A 20,843-nucleotide genomic window follows, 5' to 3' on the forward strand; every position below is an offset into this window, starting at 1 on the left:
GCCCCTTTCTTATTTCGTCGAATTCCGGTATTCAATGCGGTGCGGCAGGATGACTTTGTTTTCCGCTACCGTTTCTTTATTCATGTATTTCGTCAAAAGCCTCATAGATACTGCCCCGATGTCATACAAAGGCTGGACGACAGAAGTGAGCTGCGGGCGCACCATTTCGGCAAGGCGCGTATTATCGGACGAAACCACTTCCAGCTCATCCGGGATTTTTACGCCTGCGTCCTGGGCGCCATGGATCACGCCGAGCGCCATTTCATCGTTTCCAACGAAAACAGCCGTAGGGGCTTTATCCAATTCCTGAAGCCGCTGCCATGCTTCTATACCGGAATCATATGTATAGTCCCCCTCTATAACATAGTCTTCATCGAATTCAATTCCCGCTTCGGCGAGTGCCTCTTTGTACCCTTCCAGGCGCAGTTCACGGTTGATCGCATCATGGAGAGGGCCGATGACCAAAGCAATCTCTTTATGGCCTTTTTTCACAAACTCGCTGATGACTTCTACCGTCGCCTTTTTGTAATCAATATTGACAGACGGAATTTTGTTGAACGGCTCAATTGAACCGGCGAGCACGATCGGTACGGAAGATTTTTCGAATTCAGCAATATGCTCTTCCGTAATATTGCCGCTCATAAACACAATACCGTCCACCTGCTTGCCAAGCATCGTATTGAGCAGATGCAGCTCTTTCTCTTTATTTTGGTCCGAATTGCTCAAAATAATATTGTACTTGTACATCGTTGCAATATCTTCAATGCCGCGCGCAAGTTCCGCATAAAGCATATTCGAAACATCCGGGATGATCACGCCGACCGTCGTCGTTTTTTTGCTGGCAAGCCCGCGCGCAACAGCATTCGGGCGGTAGCCAAGCCGGTCGATCACTTCCAAAACTTTCTTTCTTGTAGTTGGCTTAACATTCGGGTTTCCGTTTACAACCCGCGAAACGGTAGCCATTGAAACATTGGCTTCACGGGCAACATCATAAATGGTCACATTCATTTTTCCATTCACACTCCAATTTTACAGTCCTATTCATAGTTTTCACAATTCAGCCCATATTAAACATGGCAACGGCAATATTCCGGCAGGTCAGCGGTGTATGATCTAAAAAACGCCAAACCACGATCGTATTCGACATTTTTATCAGTTCATTAGACTTTTCATTATACCATATATAATAAGCCAGGGAAAAATTTCCTGCAAGTCTTGACACAAAATTGACACATTCTTCGCATGGATTTTCAAGGAATGGGGGACCTGGCGAAGAAAAAACCTTCTGCACCACGCAGAAGGCTGTTTCAAATAGGTTAAATTTTTGCAGGCAGTACAGCTTGGATTTCTTTATAAAATTCATCAAATTGTTTCAAATCCATTTGCTGTGCCGAGTCTGAGAGCGCCACAGCCGGATCTGGATGGACTTCCGCCATGATGCCGTCCGCCCCGATGGCGAGCGCCGCTTTAGCCGCCGGAAGGAGCAGATCCCTTCTCCCTGTTGAGTGGGTCACATCCACAAATACCGGCAAATGCGTTTCCTGTTTTAAAATCGGCACGGCAGTTATGTCGAGCGTATTCCGTGTCGCCCTTTCATACGTCCGGATGCCGCGTTCGCAAAGGATAATCTGGCCGTTGCCCCTAGACATAATGTATTCCGCCGCATTGATGAATTCTTCAATCGTTGCAGCCAGGCCGCGTTTTAAAAGGATCGGCTTTTCTATGGAACCTGCCGCTTTCAACAGTTCAAAGTTTTGCATATTGCGCGCGCCGATTTGGATCACATCAAGGTAATCCACTGCTTTTTCCAAATCAGCCGGCGTTACGATTTCACTGATGACAGCCAAATCAAATTCATCGGCGATTTGCTTTAAGATTTTCAGGCCTTCAAGCCCCAAACCTTGGAAATCATACGGAGAGGTGCGCGGTTTATAAGCGCCGCCGCGAAGCAATTTTAATCCCTTCGCTTTAACGGATGCAGCAACAGCCGCAACCTGGTCGTACGATTCAACCGAACATGGGCCAAAAACAAAATATTGGTTGCCGTCGCCCACTTTTTCACCTTTAATATCGACAATCGTATTTTCCGGCTTTTTCTTCCGCGAAACAAGCAATGCTTTGCGGTGGTCATCTTCCTGCAGTTCTAGTCCGGCTTTGAAAATTTCCTTAAAGAGATGCTCAATCGTAGAAATTTCAAATGGGCCATCATGATGGTCCTTAATCAAATTCAGCATTTCCCGTTCACGGACCGGATCATAGCGGTTCACCCCCTGTACTTCCTTCAGTTTCCCGATTTCCTGCACAAGTTTGCCCCGCCTGTTGATCAATTCCAGGAGTTTCAAATTCAGTGCTTCTACTTCTTTTCGCAATTGCTCAAGCTCTTGGTTCCCCACGTACCTCTCATCCTCTCTGTTGTCCTTTATAGAATTTTTTCTGGCGTCTTCCTGTTGTCAATTAAACTTACAAGTTATTAGCACTTATTATAGTCTATTCTTTTTAAAAAGTCACGGAAAAATTCTTTATCGGATAAACGCTTTTATGCATTAAAGCAAATAGTGAAGTTTATGTTTTGCCACCCTATTCTTTATTATTATTTTGTATCGGAAATGGTTCTTTTCTTGTATGAAAAAAGCGGCGCAAATGCCGCTTTTTTCCGCCTGCTTATTCGCCGAATGAAGAGGAGGCTCCGGGCTGATCCTGCATTTGTTTATTCATCTCTTCCATATCGAACCCCGCTTTGTCTTTTGCCTGCTGAGCCGTTTGCATCACATTGTCTTTCAGCTGGCTGCCTTTTTGCATGGCGAAATCCCGTACCTGCTTTGTTTTTTCGGCAGCCTGCGAAGCAAGTTTTGTTCCTTTTTCAGCCGCAAATTCGCGCCAGCCGTCGGTTTTTCCTTTAATGGCTTCCATTTGGCCGTTTAAATCTTCACGCAGTTCTTTACCGGATTTCGGAGCGAGCATAAGGGCAACCGCAGCACCGACAACACCGCCGACAATAGCGCCCGTCAAAAAATCTTTTGTGGACATTTGTTCATTAGACATATCCATTCCTCCTTATGAATTTCTTGCCCTTCTCAACTGCCTTTCTTCATCATGGACCTGTTCTTCCAAAAGCCGCTTCGGTTTCGGGCTTTTTGCAGAAAGCGGATGGGTAACAGTACTGTTGTCCTGGCCGGACGAATTTTTGCTTTTTTTATCCGACCATCTATTTTTAATTTCTTTTAACGCAGCGCCCCATTGCATGGCTTGCGCTATTTTATCCTGCCTTTTGCTGACTGCAGAGGCAATGGTTGTTGTCACTTTGCGCAGTGCCTGGCTCAGCTGCTGGACGGACACGCCGATGTCTTCGACGGCATAAACCACGCTGTTCAGCCTTTCTGATTTATGTTCGATGTCCTCTACCAACACATTGGTTTTTTCCAAAAGTTTTGTGGATTCCATGGTTATCCCGTGCAGCTGCCCTTCAAGCCCTTTGACCGTATCAGACAGATTGTCCAAAGTTTTGCTTAACGATTTGAGCGTTTTCGACAAGCTCAGTACCAAAATAAAAAAGGCCACAGCAATCAGAGCCACGCTCAAATAAAGTATGATAATCATTTTTCCATACCACCTCCATGTACAATCAAATTATCCCAAATCACCTGCATAAAACACGCAAGGCTTTCGATTTCTTTTTTTTAGCCTCTGCTCCCTCTATTTTCTCATACTTGCCGGGCACCTGCCAATTATAAATGGCAGGATTTTCTTTTTGATTATTATTTCGATTTTTATTCCTTTTTTCCTGCTCATTTGCTGCCTTTTTTTGCGGAAATAAGACAATTTAGTAGGAACGTGCCGGAAATGGCGTCGCAGGATCGTCCGGGAAATTGAAAAGGCGTTGTCCAACGTTTTTCCGGACAACGCCTTTTCTATTACTGGCTTACATGCCTTTGCAGCAATTCTTCGTATGCTTTTTGGTACTTTTGAATATCGCCGGCCCCCATAAAGAGGATGACGCTGTTTTCAATCCCGAGAAGCGGGGACATGTCCTCTTCTTTGATAATTTGGGAACCTTCAATTTTTTCCTGCAAATCATTGATGGAAAGCTTTCCGTAATGCTCACGGGCCGACCCGAAAATATCGCAGAGAAAGACCCGGTCGGCAAGGCTTAAACTTTCGGCAAAATCCGTCAAGAAAGCCTGTGTGCGGCTGAAAGTGTGCGGCTGGAATACCGCAACCAGCTCGCGTTCCGGATATTTTTTCCGGGTCGCATCAATCGTTGCTTTGATTTCAGTCGGATGGTGGGCATAATCGTCAATAATGATTTGCGTGCCGATTTCTTTTTCCGTAAAGCGGCGTTTTACCCCATGGAACGTTTTTAAATGCTCCTGCACCGCTTCTTTATCAATCCCTTCGTACTGGCAGAGGGCGATGACACCGAGCGCATTCAGCACATTATGGTTCCCGAAAGACGGGATTTCAAACGTGCCGTAAAAATTATTGCGGACAACCACATCAAATTTCGTTCCTGTTGGTTCCGTCACAATATTTCTCGCCTGGAAATCGTTTCCTTCTTCAAATCCGTAAAACACAACCGGGACTTTTGCCTGGATTTTTTGCAGCTGTTCATCATCCCCGTATGCGATGATGCCTTTTTTCACCTGCAGGGCCATTTCCTGGAAAGCAGAAAAAACATCGTCAATATTGGCATAGTAATCAGGATGGTCAAAATCAATATTGGTCATGATCGCATAATCCGGATGGTAAGAAAGGAAATGACGACGGTATTCGCAAGCTTCAAACACAAAATACTCCGCATCTTTTACGCCTTTTCCCGTGCCGTCCCCGATCAAGTAGGAAGTCGGCTTGATCGCATGCATCACATGTGCAAGCAGCCCTGTTGTCGATGTTTTTCCGTGCGCGCCCGTAACGGCAATGCTTGTGAACCTGGTGATAAAATCTCCGAGGAATTTGTGATAACGGATCACAGGAATCCCGCGTTTGAATGCCTCGTCAATTTCTTCATGCGTATCGGGAAATGCGTTTCCTGCAATAACCGTCAACCCCGGCTGTATATTTTCACGTTGGAACGGCAATATTTTGATGCCCGCATCCTCCAGCGCTTGTTGTGTAAAAAAGCGCTTTTCTACGTCCGATCCCTGCACCTCGTATCCGATGTCGTGCAGGATTTGTGCCAGCGCACTCATGCCCGATCCCTTAATGCCTACGAAATGGTATACAGTCATAATAGAACCTCCAACACTGTCTATATGTATGCAGTATATGATAAAAACCCATCATGTGCGATAGCGCACGTTTCTGCACCGGCTGCACTTGCTGCGTGCGGCCGGTTTCGATGCCCATCTTCACAAAAAAATTTATGCTTAGTCATTATATCACTTCTGGGCAGCTGTGAACACAAAAAACAGAAACTTTGCTTCACCCTGCTAAAGCGGCAAATATGTGCGGGAAGAGCACCCTTCACTTCCTAGCGTTGCCATTATCCCCGCCGCATATAAGGAAAAACTTTTACTCGCGGGCGGCACCAGCTTCCTGCATTTGCCTGAATTCGCTTTTTGAAACAAGGACGTCGCGCGGCCTGCTGCCTTTTGCTTCCGATATGATGCCCTGCTCCTCCATCATATCGACGAGGCGGGCCGCACGGTTATAGCCGATCCTGAAATTGCGCTGCAAAAGCGAAGTGGACGCGCTGCCCTGCTCAATGACAAATTCGCACGCATCCAAAAAAAGTTCGTCTTCCTCTTCATTCATTTGCGCCTGCACCATCAATTCTTCCGGCTTGAACAAATATTCGGGCTTTGCCATTTTTCTGGCGTGCAGCACAACATCATCGATTTCTCTGTCGCTTACAAAAGTGCCCTGCAGCCTGACCGGTTTGGAAGAGCCGTTTTCCAAAAACAGCATATCCCCTTTCCCAAGCAGTTTCTCCGCCCCGCCCGTGTCGATGATGGTGCGCGAGTCGACCTGCGAAGAAACGGAAAAGGCAATCCGTGTCGGAATATTGGCTTTAATTAAACCGGTGATGACATCCACGCTCGGCCGCTGCGTCGCGATGATCAAATGGATGCCGCAGGCGCGGGCTTTTTGCGCGATCCGGCAAATCGCATCTTCAACATCCGCTGGAGATGTCATCATCAAATCGGCAAGCTCGTCGATCACGATCACAATATACGGCAATTTCTCCGCAAAACACCGCGATTGTTCCGCCATTTGATTAAAGCGGTGGATGTCGCGCACACTTTCATGGGCGAACAGTTCATAACGCCTTTCCATTTCTTCCACCGCCCATTTTAATGCGGCCGTCGCCATCTTCACATCTGTAATCACAGGGCTAACCAAATGCGGGATATTGTTGTACGGTGCCAGTTCCACCATTTTTGGATCAATTAAAAGTAGTTTTAAATCGTGCGGCGCCGCTTTGTAAAGAAGCGACACCAGAATGGAATTGATGCAGACGCTTTTCCCGGACCCGGTGGCGCCGGCGATCAGCCCGTGTGGCATTTTTTGCAGGTCGGTCACAACCGGCTTTCCGGAAATGTCGAGGCCCATCGCAACGGTCAATGGCGAGGGGCTGTTTTGGAATGCCGGATCCCCGATAATTTCGCTTAACCGCACAGGGCGGCTTTTCACATTCGGGATTTCAATGCCGACCGTATGCTTGCCCGGGATCGGCGCCTCGATCCTTATATCTTTCGCGGCAAGGCTTAATTTTAAGTCGTCATTTAAGTTTGTAATTTTATTGACTTTTACACCCGGCTCAGGCTGTACTTCAAAGCGCGTCACGGATGGCCCCTGGCTCGCATTGACCACTTTGGCGCGGACATTAAAATTTTCAAGCGCCCGGTCAAGCGTTTCGCTTTGTTCGTTTATCCATTCAGCATCCCGGGTTTGTTTTACCGGCGGATCCAGCAGGGAAAGCGGCGGGAAAGCATACGGCTTCTCCCTGCCGTTTTCCGCCTGCGCTGCCATGCCAAGCGCCGGTTTTTCCTGCTGTATGCGCGGCGCTTCTTTTTTTGCAGCGATTTTTCTGCGGTCCTGGTTTAGCATCAATACATTAAATGGCAAGTGTTTCCTCTCTTTTTTAGGCTTCTCTTCCGTTTTTCCGGAAACATCCTGTGCTTCAATAGTTTCAACAGCCGCTGCTCCAACTTGTTCCGTTTCAGATGCCGTTTGCTGTTCTTCTTTCACCTGTTCCGTTTCAGATGGTTGAACGAGTCCGGATGCTTCTGTTTCTTTCTCCGCAGTCAACAGCTCTGTACCTTTACCGATAACATGCTCCTGCCGCTCTGTCCGGCCACCGGTTTCTTCCTGCAGGCTCGGGCCCGCTTCTAAAAACGCCTGTTCCCCGGCGGAATTTTCCAACGCATCAGAGGAGCCTTTTGTATAAGCTGCCGTTCCCGTTTGTGAAACGTCCTGCATCATTCCTTGCTGCGGTATCTCCGCCTCACCTTCCACAGAGAGGGGTCCCGGCGTTCCAAAAACCGCTTCAGGATCAGTTGTTGCTGCTATTTCCCCTGTCTGCGGATCCAATATTTGATCTGGGCTTCCCGTACCAGCTGCCCGGCCCATTGCCGCAGCTTCCCTTTGTTGCACTTTTTGAGCAGCCTTTTCTCCGGAAAGATTTTCAGACGTTTCCGATGGGGTCCCTGATATAGAATCTGTTCCGGTAAATGCCTGCACCTTTTCACCATGTGCTGACAAACCCGTTACTGGAGCCGCTTCCGCCGTATTTTGGCCAAAAACGGGTTCAAAATCAAGCGCCTGTTTTGTCACTTTTTCTATATCACAAATACGGATATCTTTTTGGTAATCGTCTTCCAGTTCATATTCAAAAACCGGTTCTTTCTGCTGAAGCGGCGGCCCGTTTTCCGGCCGTTTATACCCGTAAACCGGGGAAGGGATATCGGTCGGCCGGAAAGGATGGCTTCCCTTTTGCCCAATTTTTTCTCTTTTATAGCGGGTAACAGGCTGATGCGCCCTTAAATCAGGCTGCGGGCGCTCCAGCCCCTTTTTCGACGTACGGGCAGGAAGGGCGTCCTGATCCGGTATTACCGGAAAACGGAAATGGTTTTTCGGATATTGGTAAACCACACGGGTATCAATGTTTTTGTTTAACGTCCGGTGATTTTGGGCCGTTTCTGTTTCCTCTTCGTGCCCGCTGTCGTCTTTAAAGTATTTTGCCATTTTTTTAAACCAATTCACATTCATCACTCTTTCCCTTTGCTCCTGCGTCCGAAGAGTCCCCAAAAAATCCTGTCACTCTCCATTATACAAAGGAAACACATGTTTTTCGAGGGATTTTTTAACACAGCCCTTCCAGCATAAAAAAAACTGCGCTAGGCACATTATGATTGATACCATTTTAAAAGGAGGCAAGTAAATTGAAAGCTGCAAAAACATTGCTGGGCATCGGGCTTGCATCAGGCCTATTAATCGGATGCGGCAACAGCAATAACCGTTCTAACGTGGACAACAACAATACGCGCCCTGTCCGCTATGATAACACGGCTGATAACAATGATGTTCGTTACAACAACGTCCGTTATAACACCCGGAATGACAACGGCACAAACAATACAAACTTGTTGGATAATGATGCCAACAACAATATGACAAACACGCAAAACGTCAGGGTCGCAAACAAAATCGCCCGCCGCGTTGAAGATTTAAAAGAAGTGGATAAAGCGAGAGTCATCGCTACGGATGACAATGCTTACGTGGCCGTATTGCTGGACAACAAGCAAAATAATGACAAATTGAACAAAAGTTTAAAAAACAAAATTGCAAAAGTTGTCAAGCAAACAGATAAGTCGATCGATGATGTGTATGTTTCCGAAAACCCGGATTTCTTTGACCAAATGAACGACTATGTAAATGATTTTCGGAACGGGCGCCCGATTTCCGGCTTCTTTGACCAGTTTAATGATACGGTCCAGCGTGTATTTCCGAACGGCAGCCGTTAAAAATCCGGCCACGAACCGCAGAGCGGGCGTGGCCTTTTCAAATGGTTAAGCCGGTAGCGGAAATTCCCGGCCAACCTCGTATTCGTCATCTAACACAAGGATGCCTTTCTTTTGCGGTGCATTCGGCAGCCCAAGTTCACGTGCCGAACAAATCATGCCGCTAGAAGCGACGCCGCGCAGCGAAGCATCTTTGATAATCATCCCGTTCGGCATGCAGGCGCCGACTTTCGCAACGACAACTTTTTGGCCGGCCTCCACATTTGGAGCGCCGCAGACAATTTGCAGCGTCTCATTGCCGACATCGACCTGGCAGATGCTCAAATGGTCGGAATCCGGATGCTTCACTTTTTCTTTCACATATCCGACAACGAATTTTGGAGATAGGTCGGCTTCAAGCTTTTCATCAAACCCGTTTTCAGCGAGAATCCCATTCAGCTTATCCATCAGTGCTTCCGTTAACTTTACTGGGCCTTTTGCATCAATCTCCATGTATTTTGATGCCCCGAAAATGTTATAGCCGGTGGTATCATTTGTCTTTTCATCATAAATGCGGGCAACATTGCCTTTTTTTTCAAAAGCGGTATGCTCCATATCTTTGATCATGATAATCAGCGTATCGCCGATTCCTTCGCGGTTGTAAAATACATTCATGAAACGAACTCCTTTCAAGATTTGCGCTTTTTGCCCATAATAAAGATCGGCTCCAGTTCGCCGTCTTTGTATAAAAACGAAAGGGCTGTAATCGGCACATGGCCGTTTGCAAAAAAGTTCATCGTCATTTGCGCCATTACATCATACCCTGTTTCATTCCGGATGTCACCTATAATTAAAACATCCTGGTGGGGAACGGCGACAACCATTTCCCCCTTCACTTTTTCTGCCATTTCTTTTAAAAATTTTTCATTCAAAATCCGGCTCGCATCATAACCGTCATTTGTATTTAAAAAATAAAAATCATTACCGGCCACCGTATCTTTTTTCATCTCCGTGGAAAGCGAACGCACATTAAAACGCGCCGTTTCGCGTACATGCTCCCCGCTCCAGCCTTCTTCTTCCAACAGTTTGAGATCGATCAGCCGGTATGTTTTCCCGAGGTCCAGGGCGTAATAAATGCGCGTTTCCGCCGTATGTTCATCCGTCAAAAACAGAACACCTTCGCGGGCTTCTTTTGGAAACGAAGAGGAGCGGATGACCGGGAAAATATACTTTTCCCGGCCCGAAAGTGGGTGGGCTTTCCCCATGACATTGAGCGCTTCTTCGGCATAATACACGACTTCATCGATCACTTTTTCTTTTTGCATATTCCATTTGGCCACAATCTCCGGTAGGGAAATATTCATTCCCTGATGGGTTGCCCCGTTTTCCACGCGGAGCACGTCTTTCTCACGATCATAGAAAAAAATTCTTCCTCCTTTTTCCAGCCGTTTTTGCAGCTCTTTTCTCATTTGTTTCGTATCCATTTTTTACGCCGCACCTCCCTCTATAAAATTTAGTTTTAGATTGCCATGACATTCACGCTGATCCAAGCAACTGGCAGCCGCCTTCCGAAAAAATCCCCCATCGGCATGATGGAGGGAAAAGCCAAATCAGGCAAGGCCTTCAATAAAGTTTTCCACTTCTTCTTTTGTTTTCCGGTCTTTACTGACAAAACGGCCGATTTCTTTGCCGTCGCGGTATGCGATAAAACTCGGGATGCCGTATACATCCAGTTCCCCGCATAAATCAATGAACTTATCTCGGTCAACATGGACAAACGTGTAATCGCTAAATTCTTTTTCGATTTCCGGCATAAACGGATCGAGGAAACGGCAGTCCGGGCACCACACCGCCGAAAACAAAAAGATATGCGCGCCGCTTTCTTTCAATTCATGAAATGCTTCTACAGATTGCAAGTCTTCCATTCGAGTACCTCCCAGTTATTTTCTGTCTTTTATTGTAACCTAAAATCGTGTAATTTTAAAAAACTGCGTCCGAAGCCGTTTTGGCTCTGGGCCAGCAGATTCCCTGCCTGGCTCCGATTTAAAATATCGTTGGGCTTATTCAGCCGCGATTGGATTTTGTCACCGTTTTGATTGATGTTTTTGATGCTGCTTTCAGCGTTTTTCCCTTTTTCTTCATTGTAATATGTAAAGGATTTCCCTGTCGGACTGCGCAAAAAGCAGCTGGATCTCTGTTGCCATTTTTAGCTTTAAATAACTGTCCTGCACAATTTTCAGACATATTTTCATCAAAATGAGCCCAGTTGCTGCTGTGGCCAACAAAAAGGCGATGTTGCCAAAGCCTGAATATTGTTTTTTCTAAAAACCTGGGCTTTCTTCCTCCTGCCTTATCGGTCTGTGCTTTGCGTCACGTATCTAAACGTATTGTTTTATCCGTCCCTTACAACGTGCAGTCAGCCAGTTGTAATCTATTCCTCATTTTCCACACATTATACCATGTGTTTGTGACAATTTTGTTACAAAGCAGTCCGCCAAAAGTATGATTTTAAAAGCCGATCTTTTTTCCTAATGTAAAACAGGCAGGACTGCCCCGCCTGCACTGCAATCAATTGTTATGATACAAGTACTGTCCTAAAAGCAGTTTTGCAATATGGGTAAACATTTCCCCTCTTGTAACCAGCCCGTTTGTAAAAATACCGACCGCCCCTTCTTTTTCCCGGACATTTTCTTTTTGGGCGAAGTCTTCCATGACAGGGCCGAGTTCTTCGCCGCCGCGCAGTCGCACCGCAATTTCTTCGGGTAGAGGGATCCGCGCCCCGCCTGCAACATAAGTCCCGCCACCTTTTACCGTGAGTGCACCCCAATTGCATAAAAACATACCGTGCGGGGTCTCGGTGACGCCGCCTTCAAGCCCAATACCGATATCGGCATTTTTTAATTTGAGTACCGCTTTCGAACGGTTGACCGCGCCCGTAATCGTTTCTTCATCGGAAAACGGCTGCTCGTTAACGCCGGATGGAACGGCGGCAGGGGCAAATTCTGCTTTTTCCATCATTTCAAAAACGTTCCGGACGGCCGAAACTTTCGCCGGATTGATTGAACCAATTGCAATGATCAAATGTATTCACCTCAATGTTTTAACAATTACTTCCGCTGATGGCATCCACCGTTACCCGGTCGCAGGCCTGAACGAGTTTAATGATTAAAGCTTTCGCCGCCGCATAATCATCTACATGGAGGATTGATGCATGTGTGTGGATATAGCGGGCACAAACCCCGATGACGGCGCTCGGAATGCCTTCATTGGAAATATGGACGTTGCCGGCATCCGTCCCGCCGTTCGGGGCGACAAAATATTGGTAAGGGATACCGTTGCTTTCGGCGATATCAAGGACAAATTCGCGCATGCCCTTATGCGTCACCATTGTCCGGTCATAAATTCTCGGCAGCGCGCCTTTTCCAAGCTACCCGAACTGTTCCTTATCCCCGGAGGCGTCGTTCGCCGGGCTTGCATCAAGCGCAAAGAAAATATCCGGCCTGATCATCGCCGCAGCCGTTTTTGCCCCACGCGCCCCGACTTCCTCCATTACCGTTGCACCGGAATAGAGCGTATTCGGCAATTTCTTTCCTTGCGGTTCTTTTAATAATTCGATTGCTAGGCCGCAGCCGTATCGGTTGTCCCACGCCTTGGCAAGGATTTTTTTCGGGTTGGCCATCGGGGTGAAAGGGCAGACCGGCACGATCGCCTGCCCCGGCCTGATCCCGATTTTTTCCGCATCTTCCCGGGAATCCGCACCGATATCGATCTATTTTTGATGTCCATCGGCTTCGATTTTTGCGCTTCATACAAGAGATGCGGCGGAATCGAACTGACGACTCCGGCCACAGGACCGTTATCTGTCCAAATCTGCACGCGTTGGGCTAGCAGCACTTGGCTCCACCAGCCGCCGAGCGTTTGGAAGCGGATCAAGCCGTTATCGGTAATGGAGGTGACCATAAATCCGACTTCATCCATATGCCCGGCGACCATAACAACCGGGCCGTTTTCCTTTCCACGGCGGACGCCGAAAATACTGCCGAGATTGTCCTGCACGACTTCATCCGCATATTTTTGCAGCTGCTCTTTCATAAAATTCCGAACCGCATGCTCATTCCCGGGCGCGCCCGGAAGTTCAGTCAGCGTTTTAAATAATTCGAGCGTTTCTTATTCCATTTGTATGGCTCCTTTATTGGGTATGTACTTTTTTATTGTACAAGACGAAAAGGGAGGCTTCCAGTTTTTGAAATTTGGAGAGTGAATACGGAAACACCGATTTTCTGCAGATTACCGCTGATTTTTTTAAAGAAGGTATCTGCTGTTTTTCCGCTGATTAGGGGCCGCCGAATATGGCCACAATTTGTTGATACCGTGCAAAGATGCTCCCGTTTGTTAACTTTCCCTGCCGTTTCAGTGTATAATGATAGGCAAATGGCAATATATGCTGCAAAAAAGAAGAAAGGGTGGGCAAATATGAATTGGAAAACGTTTTTAGCAGGGATTGCAATTGGCGCAGCGGCGGGATATGCGGTCAATGAAACGGTGCACCAGACAGTGCCAACTTCTGCGGATTCAGTCCTTTCCAAAGTAAAAAAAGCGTTTAAAGAAAACGGACCGATCGACGGATCATGGATCCAAATGGCAGCAGAAGATTATGAAAAATACCCGTTCAAAACAAAGGTTTACCGCGGCGGGATTTCAATGACGGAAGGCGGCGAGAAAAAGCAGTACGAATTCATCGCCGATGCCAAAACCGGCATCGTGCTCGATGTGTATCCGATATAAGGGAGCCTTAAAAAAAAACGGTGGACATGCTAGGTGTTCACCGTTTTTCAGAAAATCATGATTCGGGATTTCTTTCCCTTTCCACTTTCGCAACAATATTCCCTTCCGCGTCCCATTTCAGCGCCCGGTAGATTGCATCGTGGTAAAATACAAACCAGGCATTTTCCTGTATTGCCTTATCAATCCATTTTTGTTTTTGGAAAATCGAAGTCATCGGATAGTCGTCATACGCCATGACCCACAGTGGATTGCGGTGCGCATGCGTCGGCAAAAGGTCCGCCATATGGATCCATTTTTCCCCGCCGGACTCCCCGGTAATTATCGCATGGCCGTCGCTGTGCCCGCCGGTATGGATCATTCGGACTGCACCTTCAATTGTGATCTCTTCTTTAAACGTCTGTACCTGGTCCTGCACAGCTTCCCAGTTTTCTTTCCAGTACGTGCTTTTTGAGCGAATGTTCGGATGGCGCATTTCCTCCCACTCGGTTTCCGGCACATAGATCACCGCATTCGGAAATGAAGGAACATGCCTGTCCGCATCCGGTATGGTCAATCCGCATGCATGGTCGAAATGCAGATGCGTCATCAGGACGATATCGATATCTTCCCGCGCCAGGCCGAATTCTTTCAGAGACACATCAATCCTCGATTCCGCCGTCACACCGTAATTGCGTTTCTGCTTGTCCGTCAATTTGCCGTTCCCAATGCCGGCATCAATGATGATATTATTCCCGTTTAACTGGAAAAAAATCGGGTCTGTTCGCAGTTCAATCTGGTTTTTATCATTATACGAGTATTTTTTCGACCAAAGCGGCTTCGGAACAACGCCGAACATCGCGCCGCCGTCCAGGTGCGTAACGCCGCCGTCCAGCCAGTACAGCACCATTTCTCCGACTTTTAAATGTTCCATGTTTTTTCCCTCCTGATTATGTAACCGTTTCCTTCAAATGTATTCGCCGTCACTTCTTTTTTTCCTTTTTTTCGCGGTACGAAAAAGCGCCCCGTACTGCAAAACTTTTTGCAGTGCGGCGCGCGTTCAATTCCGGTATTTTGCTTCGCAGCGGTATATGCGCTGCCCTTTGGCGGAAAATTTTTCTTCATATTCCGTCATAATATTGCCTTCAAAACCGCTGTTATGCAGATCAAGGCTGATATTTTTCAAAAGCAGGCCGTATTCGGAAAAACTTTGCAGCGAGTATTCAAACAGGCCCTGGTTGTCCGTTTTGAAATGGATTTCCCCGCCTTCCACCAAAATATCCTCATACAGTTTTAAAAACATGCGGTATGTCAGTCGCCGCTTTTCATGGCGTTTTTTCGGCCAAGGATCGGAAAAATTTAAATAGATCCGCTCTACGTCACCTTTCGCAAAAAAATCGCGCAGCCTGCTGCCGTCCACGTTTAACAGCTTTACATTTCCGAGTTCTTTCTCAATCAGCTTGTCAAGGGCGGAAACAATCACGCTCGGCTGTCTTTCGATCCCGAGAAAATTGATATCCGGATGTTGTTCCGCCATCCCTGCGATAAATCTGCCCTTGCCTGTTCCGATTTCAATATGGAGCGGCCGGCTGTTCCCGAATAATTCCCGCCATTTGCCGCGCCATTTTTCCGGTTCGGGGACAACATATTGGGGATACTGCTTTATTTTATCTTCCGCCCATGGTTTATTCCGTAATCTCATGAAAGCACCTCGATTTATGGATTCCATTTGCATAAAAAAACATGTAAATCAAACAATAAATGTGTATGAAGGAAGTTTACGCCCCGCGTGAGTTGCGGGGAAAATAGCATGAATCCTTCGTACAAGCGGCGGCAGCCGTTTATGATGATAGCACGCAAACAGCTGCATATCAAAGTGAAGGATGTGTTCCATTTGACACTCAGTCATCGCGACCAGTTGAATTTATTAACCGATATTTTGTACGACCATCAGACAGACTGCTGCGGATCTGTTTCGGAATGTGAACAGTTGGAAAGGCTGGTAAAATCATTGCTGGTGAATTCCGCTGTCGGGGAAGATATGAAACAAATGCTGACAGATGTGTACAGCTACAGCCAGGCGGGGAAATATGCCCAGCATTTGGATGACCATATTGAAGCGCATCAAAGCAAATTAAGTGAATGGGTTGACCAGTTAAACACCTATTTTTAATGCCGGCGCACGCCGGAAAAACGAAAGAGGAACCGTTCAGCGGTTTCTCTTCCCATTTTCACGGCCATGGTAAACGATCTGCAAAAAATCAAGCCAGCGGCGCATCTCTTCCAACCGGTTTTTTTCCTTATGCCACCGGATCATGGCAATGGTTTGGAATATCGCATGCCACTTCATTCTTAAAGCCAAATCATCGGTCATCCCAATACCGTATTCCATGAGCCAATTTTCCCATTTTTCCGGCGGGATATACGAATACAGCAGCATGCCGATATCCATTGCCGGATCGCCGATCAGCGGGCCGTCCCAGTCGATCAGGAAAAGTTCATTCTCATCAGACAAAAGCCAGTTGTTGTGGTTTACATCGCCGTGGCAAACAACATAATCCTCATATTGGATGTTCGGCTGTTCTGTTTCAAGAAATTGCAGGGCATCTGGCACCCCGGGCATCTCCAGCAATTCCTTCCCGATCCCGTGCTCCAAATCACCCAGCATATCGGCCGGCTTCATCGGCTCCATCCCAAGCCTCTGCAGCATATTCAAGAGCGGTTTGGACTCGTGAATTTTTTTCAGCAGTCTGGCAACGCGCTGTTCTTCCATTTCATAAGGTTCCAGTTCCCTGCCCTGCACCCACTGCTGGGCAGTAATGGTATCGCCATTTTCCATCCGTTTTGTCCAGACGAGTTTTGGGACAATCCCTTCGGCGGACAGCACCGCAAGAAACGGCGACGAATTCCGTTTTAAAAACAGGGTCTGTTCCTTATATTTGGCGTAGAAGGCTTCTCCTGTTGCCCCCCCGGCCGGTGTAATTTCCCAGCCATTTCCTAATATATCTTCCAACATCGTTCACCTTCAAATCCAGTAAGTCAACCTCATATCACTGTGATTCTATGTATACAATGATTTCCAAATACAAGCATTTTACACGAAAAATAAAGGATCTGTTAAAATTTTCTATAGTTTCCACAAAAGTTTCCGCAAACTTTGCAGGATCAACAACGGTCCAAAACAAAAAAAAGACAGCTATTGGCAAGTATCATTCAACAATAGCCACCTTTTAATAAATTTTATCTCTTTTTGACTTTTTTCGTCAAGCTGATTTTATCGTTTTCGTAGAATAATGGCGAAAAGCCAGATGCGATGCGTCCGGTATTTAAAAGGTTCCACCCTTCCGGGCAGATTTTCAATTCAATGGGGGTTCTGCCCACAATTTCCCCGTCGGCGTGGACGAGCAGTGGTGTGCTTGAAATGACTGACATTTTCGTTCCTGTAAAAGTGGACACTTCCTTAAAATATTCATGTTTCCCTAAAAAAACGGTGAAAAAGATCAACAAAAGTTTCAAGCGGGATAAATCATGCACGACTATCATATTCAGCATGCCGTCAGACGGATCCGCCACCGGGGAGATTTTCATGCCGCCCCCGTAATACGGTTGGTTGGAAACGGCCACCAACCATGTACGGCGGAAAACTTTCTTCACGCCATCCGCCGCAATTTCCACCGTCACCGGACGGTATTTAAACAGTTCCAGCACAAGGATCAGCACATAGGCCAGTTTCCCGAGAAGCACGCGGTTCAGCCATTTCTTCAGCTTCGAACGGTTGGCCCGTTCGGAAATGACAGCATCAAACCCGGCGCCGAGGCTGTTGACAAAATAGCCTTCTTTTCCGCCTGCCGTGAAGAAATGGCCGAGGTCATAAGCGGAGGGGCTTTCTTCAAGCATGCCGAAAATGGCGCGGATGCATGCTTGCGGTTTTTTCGGCAGCCTGTAGCCCCTCGCAAAGTCATTGCCGGACCCGGCCGGAATGTAGGCGACCGTCACATGGCTGAAATGATGCACGCCGTTAATGACTTCATGGATCGTACCATCTCCCCCGACCGCAACGAGCACAACCGGTTCCGCAAGCTTTTTTGCAAACTTTTCTGCTAGTTCTTTCGCGTGCCCCCTGTACTTTGAAAAATAAACATCATATTGCAGGCCTCCGAGCATTGCCTCCATTTTCTCCCATACTTTTAAACAGGCACCGTTTTTTGCCGCCGGATTGACAATAAAAATGAGTGGTTTCATACGATCATTCCCCGTCCCGTGAGTGATCTTCCAACTCCCGTCTTTTTCGTGCCACACTTTTTGCCAGACATTCGTTCAACAGCGCCTGTGCCGCCTTCAGCTGCATATATTTTAACGGCGACCGTAAATTCCGCTGGTGCCGGAACCACTCCATATGGGGCCGTTTGTCAAGGATATGCAGGCCCTGCGGCGCATCCGGCCAAGTAATGTAACCGTTCCGGCAAATCAGCCCTTTTTCAATCGGAATTGTGACACCATGCTGTTTCAAAATGCCGCGCACAATTTTCTCGGTCCGATCAAGCGCAATCACCGGGTTTAAAATTTTTTTCGCGTTTTTGCCTGCCCGCTTTTCCCAGAAATGGCTTTTTGAACCGAAAAAGACGGCATCTTTCTCTTCTTCCAAAAACGTTAAACACCATACTGCCAAAGGGGAAATCAATATCGTCTCCATTTCCAAAATGGCTTTTTTAAAAACAAAAACCGGTTTATACAGCAATAAAAATGTATCCGGAAATCTCTGCAAAAAATATTTTAAGTCCGCATCAAAATACAGGGCGGCTGGTATCGGGGAATCCTCTAGCAAAGTGGAACTTGCCCATTTGAGCTGGAACCTGAACAGCTGGTCCAAAAATAATTTTTTTAACTGGTCTTCCGTTTCCGGGAAAAACACGAGCTGCGGCGAAAATTGGAGTATACCCGGCTGAAAGGGGGCCACCGGTTCCGCGAGCTCTTCCATTTCAACTTCGTTCTTTTTTCTTAACCAATGTTTAATGCGCGAAAAAAGCTGCCGGGAATCTTCATCGGGGGCAGCCTCTTCTTCCTGTACCTCCTGCATTTGCCCTGCTGCCAGCCTGTTTTCCCAGTTTTCCCGGAATGTTTGCCACTGCTGTTTTTTCAGGCGTACAAATTGGTTTGTATAGCGGATGATATCCACCTCATACCGTGAAACATAATCTTGGATTTTCAACAACTGTCCCATAATCCGTCCCTTTACTTCAAATTCATGTTATTGGAGCCTAAGCGAAAAGACTGCTTCATTTCGTATTTCGGCATTCTGTCCAAATGCGTTTCATACAGCACGATCCGCTCAGCCTGGAAATGCGCAGGCTGCGGCAAAAAGCCGTCCAGCACCCCCGCCTGGAAAGGCAAATCTCCCCGCCATTTTCTTGCCAACGTGATATGTGGGTTAAAAGGCTTTTTATCAAGCCGGAAGCCCGTATCAAGGCAGCAGCGGGCCACCATTTTCTGGAGGCCGGAAAGGAGCTCTGAAGCGCGTGTCCCGGCCCATAACACACGCGGTTCATCTTTTTTGCCAAATGTTCCGAAGTGGTCAAGCACCAAAGGGAAACCACCATATTTTACAATTTCTCCGGCAATGGCCCGGTTTGCTTTTTCCAATTGGTCTTCTCCGGCTGCGCCAAGAAAGGCAAGGGTAATATGATAATCATCCCGGTGCACCCATCTTTGGAACGGCAGCCCCGTTTTCATATTTTCGGCGGCTTGCTGCAGCACGGTTTTGATTTCCTCTGGCAGCCATACCGCGTAAAAATAATGATTCACCATTTTTCCGCCCCTATCCTGTTTATAATCATATTTATTTTAACAAATGGCCTTTTCCGCAAACAATGCCGGGTAACGGGAAATCCGCCCCGCCATCACGCAGGGACCGGCGAATCATCAACAATAAAATTTACCAGCACCAAGCAAAAAATCGGGTCCATATGACATATTCCGCGAGCTTCCGCCATATGATCATATCAAGCAGAAAAGTTTGATTTATTCGCCCGGAGGTATATACAAGATTTAAGGAGGGACACGTGTGAGAATTGGAGACCATGTCACTTACAAAGGAGAAACTTGCGGAATCATTTTTATTTACAAAAACGGCTACTTTGAACTGAAAAAGCCGTACTTCCATCAAATCGTCCTTGCCCACCCTTCGGAGCTCATGGTCTTCGGCGAAGAAACCGGGCGCTGCAGCTAACAAGACCCGGCCCAACCAGGAGCCGGGTCCCCTTTTTATTCCATTGTGCCAGATGCGAGTTGTGCTGAAAGCCCGTTGATTTCCCGTTCAAACGCATGCTGCAGTTTTCTCGTAACCGCACCCGGGGCCCCGTCTCCAACCATTTTTCCGTCAATTTGCACAATTGGCATCACTTCGGACGTCGTGCTTGTGATAAACACTTCATCCGCCCCCAATAAATCGTCAACCGTAAATGCTTCTTCCCGGACGGGGATCCCTTGTTTCCGGCAAATATCGAGGAGAACCTGCCTCGTGATCCCGTTCAAAATGAGGTTGGTTGCCGGATGTGTGGCCAATTCGTCGTTTTTCACGATAAAGACATTGGATGATGAACCTTCCGTCACCGTTTCTCCGCGGTGCTGGATCGCCTCATAGCACCCGTTTTCCACCGCTTTTTGTTTTGCAAGCACATTGCCGAGCAAATTCAGGCTTTTAATGTCGCAGCGGAGCCATCTAATATCTTCGGAAAGCACCGCTTTTACGCCTTTCTTCATTTTTTCAAGCGGCCGATCGAGTTCACTCGTATAGGCAACATACGTTGTTTCGCTTTTCTCCGGAAAATGGTGTTTCCGCTTGGCGGCGCCGCGCGTAAACTGCAAATACACGATTCCCGTGCCGACCCCGTTTGCCTCCACAAGCTTCTCCAATTGCGCGGTCAATTCCTGCGCTGTATACGGGATACGGAGTGAAAGTTTTTCGGCGCTCAAAAAAAGCCTGTTCAAATGCAATTCATTTGTAAAAAGCCTCCCGTGGTAAACCCTCACCACTTCGTAAATGCCATCCCCGAACTGATAACCGCGGTCTTCAATATCAATACTTGCATTTTCCCTGTCCATCAGCCTTCCGTTTAAAATCAGTTTCTCCATCTCGAAACCCCT

The 20,843-nt window shown here is 47.2% G+C and carries 21 protein-coding genes and 1 pseudogene; 4 read left to right on the plus strand and 18 right to left on the minus strand.

What is annotated here, in order from left to right; translation table 11 throughout:
* Nucleotides 1-9: 9 nt before the first annotated feature.
* The 6 genes from ccpA to BpJC4_RS04570 all read right to left on the minus strand — a co-directional run bounded on the left by ccpA (nt 10) and on the right by BpJC4_RS04570 (nt 8,202).
* Complete coding sequence (gene ccpA / locus BpJC4_RS04545; protein ID WP_151679395.1) at nt 10-1,008, minus strand: catabolite control protein A; 999 nt, start codon at nt 1,006-1,008, stop codon at nt 10-12.
* 308 nt (nt 1,009-1,316) lie between these two features.
* Nucleotides 1,317-2,393, minus strand: coding sequence for a bifunctional 3-deoxy-7-phosphoheptulonate synthase/chorismate mutase (locus BpJC4_RS04550; protein ID WP_151679396.1), 1,077 nt, complete (start codon nt 2,391-2,393; stop codon nt 1,317-1,319).
* A gap of 268 nt (nt 2,394-2,661) precedes the next feature.
* The gene (locus BpJC4_RS04555) at nt 2,662-3,042 is read right to left on the minus strand and encodes a YtxH domain-containing protein (RefSeq protein ID WP_151679397.1); all 381 of its coding nucleotides are present in this window, start codon (nt 3,040-3,042) and stop codon (nt 2,662-2,664) included.
* Between the two features lie 12 nt (nt 3,043-3,054).
* Nucleotides 3,055-3,597 (minus strand): DUF948 domain-containing protein, encoded by a 543-nt coding sequence (locus BpJC4_RS04560; protein WP_151679398.1) that lies wholly within the window; start codon nt 3,595-3,597, stop codon nt 3,055-3,057.
* Between the two features lie 314 nt (nt 3,598-3,911).
* Nucleotides 3,912-5,225 (minus strand): UDP-N-acetylmuramate--L-alanine ligase, encoded by a 1,314-nt coding sequence (gene murC / locus BpJC4_RS04565; protein ID WP_151679399.1) that lies wholly within the window; start codon nt 5,223-5,225, stop codon nt 3,912-3,914.
* 283 nt (nt 5,226-5,508) lie between these two features.
* Nucleotides 5,509-8,202 (minus strand): DNA translocase FtsK, encoded by a 2,694-nt coding sequence (locus BpJC4_RS04570; protein ID WP_443098244.1) that lies wholly within the window; start codon nt 8,200-8,202, stop codon nt 5,509-5,511.
* 179 nt (nt 8,203-8,381) lie between these two features.
* Between BpJC4_RS04570 and BpJC4_RS04575 the strand changes: the two genes are divergently transcribed.
* Nucleotides 8,382-8,963 carry a YhcN/YlaJ family sporulation lipoprotein gene (locus tag BpJC4_RS04575; RefSeq protein ID WP_151697582.1) on the plus strand — a complete coding sequence of 194 codons (582 nt, stop codon included), beginning with the start codon at nt 8,382-8,384 and terminating at the stop codon, nt 8,961-8,963.
* 45 nt (nt 8,964-9,008) lie between these two features.
* Here BpJC4_RS04575 and ytpR read toward each other — a convergent pair whose 3' ends face one another.
* The 5 genes and pseudogenes from ytpR to BpJC4_RS04600 form a co-directional block, all read right to left on the minus strand.
* Nucleotides 9,009-9,614, minus strand: a complete 606-nt coding sequence (gene ytpR, locus BpJC4_RS04580) for a YtpR family tRNA-binding protein (RefSeq protein WP_151679401.1) — start codon at nt 9,612-9,614, stop codon at nt 9,009-9,011.
* 14 nt (nt 9,615-9,628) lie between these two features.
* Nucleotides 9,629-10,423, minus strand: coding sequence for a DUF1444 domain-containing protein (locus BpJC4_RS04585; protein ID WP_151697583.1), 795 nt, complete (start codon nt 10,421-10,423; stop codon nt 9,629-9,631).
* 126 nt (nt 10,424-10,549) lie between these two features.
* Nucleotides 10,550-10,864, minus strand: a complete 315-nt coding sequence (locus BpJC4_RS04590) for a thioredoxin family protein (protein ID WP_151679403.1) — start codon at nt 10,862-10,864, stop codon at nt 10,550-10,552.
* Between the two features lie 643 nt (nt 10,865-11,507).
* Entirely contained in the window at nt 11,508-12,020 is a 513-nt protein-coding gene (locus tag BpJC4_RS04595; protein ID WP_172967443.1) for a DUF84 family protein, read from the minus strand.
* A 19-nt stretch (nt 12,021-12,039) separates the two neighbouring features.
* Nucleotides 12,040-13,082 (minus strand): annotated as a pseudogene (locus BpJC4_RS04600) (M42 family metallopeptidase).
* A 330-nt stretch (nt 13,083-13,412) separates the two neighbouring features.
* Between BpJC4_RS04600 and BpJC4_RS04605 the strand changes: the two are divergent.
* Nucleotides 13,413-13,724: a PepSY domain-containing protein gene (locus BpJC4_RS04605; RefSeq protein ID WP_151679405.1), complete on the plus strand. Its 312-nt coding sequence runs from the start codon at nt 13,413-13,415 to the stop codon at nt 13,722-13,724.
* Between the two features lie 55 nt (nt 13,725-13,779).
* On the opposite strand, the gene BpJC4_RS04610 is transcribed toward BpJC4_RS04605, so the two are convergent.
* Complete coding sequence (locus BpJC4_RS04610; protein ID WP_151697584.1) at nt 13,780-14,634, minus strand: YtnP family quorum-quenching lactonase; 855 nt, start codon at nt 14,632-14,634, stop codon at nt 13,780-13,782.
* 126 nt (nt 14,635-14,760) lie between these two features.
* Nucleotides 14,761-15,402 carry a tRNA (guanosine(46)-N7)-methyltransferase TrmB gene (gene trmB / locus BpJC4_RS04615; RefSeq protein WP_151679407.1) on the minus strand — a complete coding sequence of 214 codons (642 nt, stop codon included), beginning with the start codon at nt 15,400-15,402 and terminating at the stop codon, nt 14,761-14,763.
* A 108-nt stretch (nt 15,403-15,510) separates the two neighbouring features.
* Between trmB and BpJC4_RS04620 the strand changes: the two genes are divergently transcribed.
* On the plus strand, nt 15,511-15,873 hold the full coding sequence (locus BpJC4_RS04620; protein ID WP_371862298.1) for a YtzH-like family protein: 363 nt from the start codon (nt 15,511-15,513) through the stop codon (nt 15,871-15,873).
* Between the two features lie 36 nt (nt 15,874-15,909).
* On the opposite strand, the gene BpJC4_RS04625 is transcribed toward BpJC4_RS04620, so the two are convergent.
* The 4 genes from BpJC4_RS04625 to thpR form a co-directional block, all read right to left on the minus strand.
* Nucleotides 15,910-16,716, minus strand: a complete 807-nt coding sequence (locus BpJC4_RS04625) for a phosphotransferase family protein (protein ID WP_151697585.1) — start codon at nt 16,714-16,716, stop codon at nt 15,910-15,912.
* Between the two features lie 224 nt (nt 16,717-16,940).
* Complete coding sequence (locus tag BpJC4_RS04630) at nt 16,941-17,942, minus strand: diacylglycerol/lipid kinase family protein (protein ID WP_151679409.1); 1,002 nt, start codon at nt 17,940-17,942, stop codon at nt 16,941-16,943.
* 4 nt (nt 17,943-17,946) lie between these two features.
* Nucleotides 17,947-18,921, minus strand: coding sequence for an NERD domain-containing protein (locus BpJC4_RS04635; protein ID WP_151679410.1), 975 nt, complete (start codon nt 18,919-18,921; stop codon nt 17,947-17,949).
* 11 nt (nt 18,922-18,932) lie between these two features.
* Nucleotides 18,933-19,505, minus strand: a complete 573-nt coding sequence (gene thpR / locus BpJC4_RS04640) for an RNA 2',3'-cyclic phosphodiesterase (RefSeq protein WP_151679411.1) — start codon at nt 19,503-19,505, stop codon at nt 18,933-18,935.
* Between the two features lie 256 nt (nt 19,506-19,761).
* On the opposite strand from thpR, the gene BpJC4_RS16055 reads away from it, so the two are divergent.
* A complete protein-coding gene (locus tag BpJC4_RS16055; RefSeq protein ID WP_172967442.1) occupies nt 19,762-19,926 on the plus strand; it encodes a hypothetical protein in 165 nt (54 codons plus the stop codon).
* Between the two features lie 35 nt (nt 19,927-19,961).
* On the opposite strand, the gene dat is transcribed toward BpJC4_RS16055, so the two are convergent.
* Entirely contained in the window at nt 19,962-20,831 is an 870-nt protein-coding gene (gene dat / locus BpJC4_RS04645) for a D-amino-acid transaminase (protein ID WP_151679412.1), read from the minus strand.
* Between the last annotated feature and the right edge of the window lie 12 nt (nt 20,832-20,843).

Source organism: Weizmannia acidilactici (assembly GCF_008974185.1).
GTDB lineage: Bacteria > Bacillota > Bacilli > Bacillales > Bacillaceae_C > Weizmannia > Weizmannia acidilactici.

What these genes read in the sequence shown, in the direction of transcription:
- BpJC4_RS04625 (WP_151697585.1), bottom strand. Translation starts at nt 16,716, where the DNA reads ATGTTGGAAGATATATTAGGAAATGGCTGGGAAATTACACCGGCCGGG.
- ytpR (WP_151679401.1), bottom strand. Translation starts at nt 9,614, where the DNA reads ATGAATGTATTTTACAACCGCGAAGGAATCGGCGATACGCTGATTATC.
- BpJC4_RS04620 (WP_371862298.1), top strand. Translation starts at nt 15,511, where the DNA reads ATGAATCCTTCGTACAAGCGGCGGCAGCCGTTTATGATGATAGCACGC.
- murC (WP_151679399.1), bottom strand. Translation starts at nt 5,225, where the DNA reads ATGACTGTATACCATTTCGTAGGCATTAAGGGATCGGGCATGAGTGCG.
- BpJC4_RS04610 (WP_151697584.1), bottom strand. Translation starts at nt 14,634, where the DNA reads ATGGAACATTTAAAAGTCGGAGAAATGGTGCTGTACTGGCTGGACGGC.
- trmB (WP_151679407.1), bottom strand. Translation starts at nt 15,402, where the DNA reads ATGAGATTACGGAATAAACCATGGGCGGAAGATAAAATAAAGCAGTAT.
- thpR (WP_151679411.1), bottom strand. Translation starts at nt 19,505, where the DNA reads ATGGTGAATCATTATTTTTACGCGGTATGGCTGCCAGAGGAAATCAAA.
- BpJC4_RS04590 (WP_151679403.1), bottom strand. Translation starts at nt 10,864, where the DNA reads ATGGAAGACTTGCAATCTGTAGAAGCATTTCATGAATTGAAAGAAAGC.
- dat (WP_151679412.1), bottom strand. Translation starts at nt 20,831, where the DNA reads ATGGAGAAACTGATTTTAAACGGAAGGCTGATGGACAGGGAAAATGCA.
- BpJC4_RS04555 (WP_151679397.1), bottom strand. Translation starts at nt 3,042, where the DNA reads ATGTCTAATGAACAAATGTCCACAAAAGATTTTTTGACGGGCGCTATT.
- ccpA (WP_151679395.1), bottom strand. Translation starts at nt 1,008, where the DNA reads ATGAATGTGACCATTTATGATGTTGCCCGTGAAGCCAATGTTTCAATG.
- BpJC4_RS04605 (WP_151679405.1), top strand. Translation starts at nt 13,413, where the DNA reads ATGAATTGGAAAACGTTTTTAGCAGGGATTGCAATTGGCGCAGCGGCG.
- BpJC4_RS04630 (WP_151679409.1), bottom strand. Translation starts at nt 17,942, where the DNA reads ATGAAACCACTCATTTTTATTGTCAATCCGGCGGCAAAAAACGGTGCC.
- BpJC4_RS04560 (WP_151679398.1), bottom strand. Translation starts at nt 3,597, where the DNA reads ATGATTATCATACTTTATTTGAGCGTGGCTCTGATTGCTGTGGCCTTT.
- BpJC4_RS04635 (WP_151679410.1), bottom strand. Translation starts at nt 18,921, where the DNA reads ATGGGACAGTTGTTGAAAATCCAAGATTATGTTTCACGGTATGAGGTG.
- BpJC4_RS04585 (WP_151697583.1), bottom strand. Translation starts at nt 10,423, where the DNA reads ATGGATACGAAACAAATGAGAAAAGAGCTGCAAAAACGGCTGGAAAAA.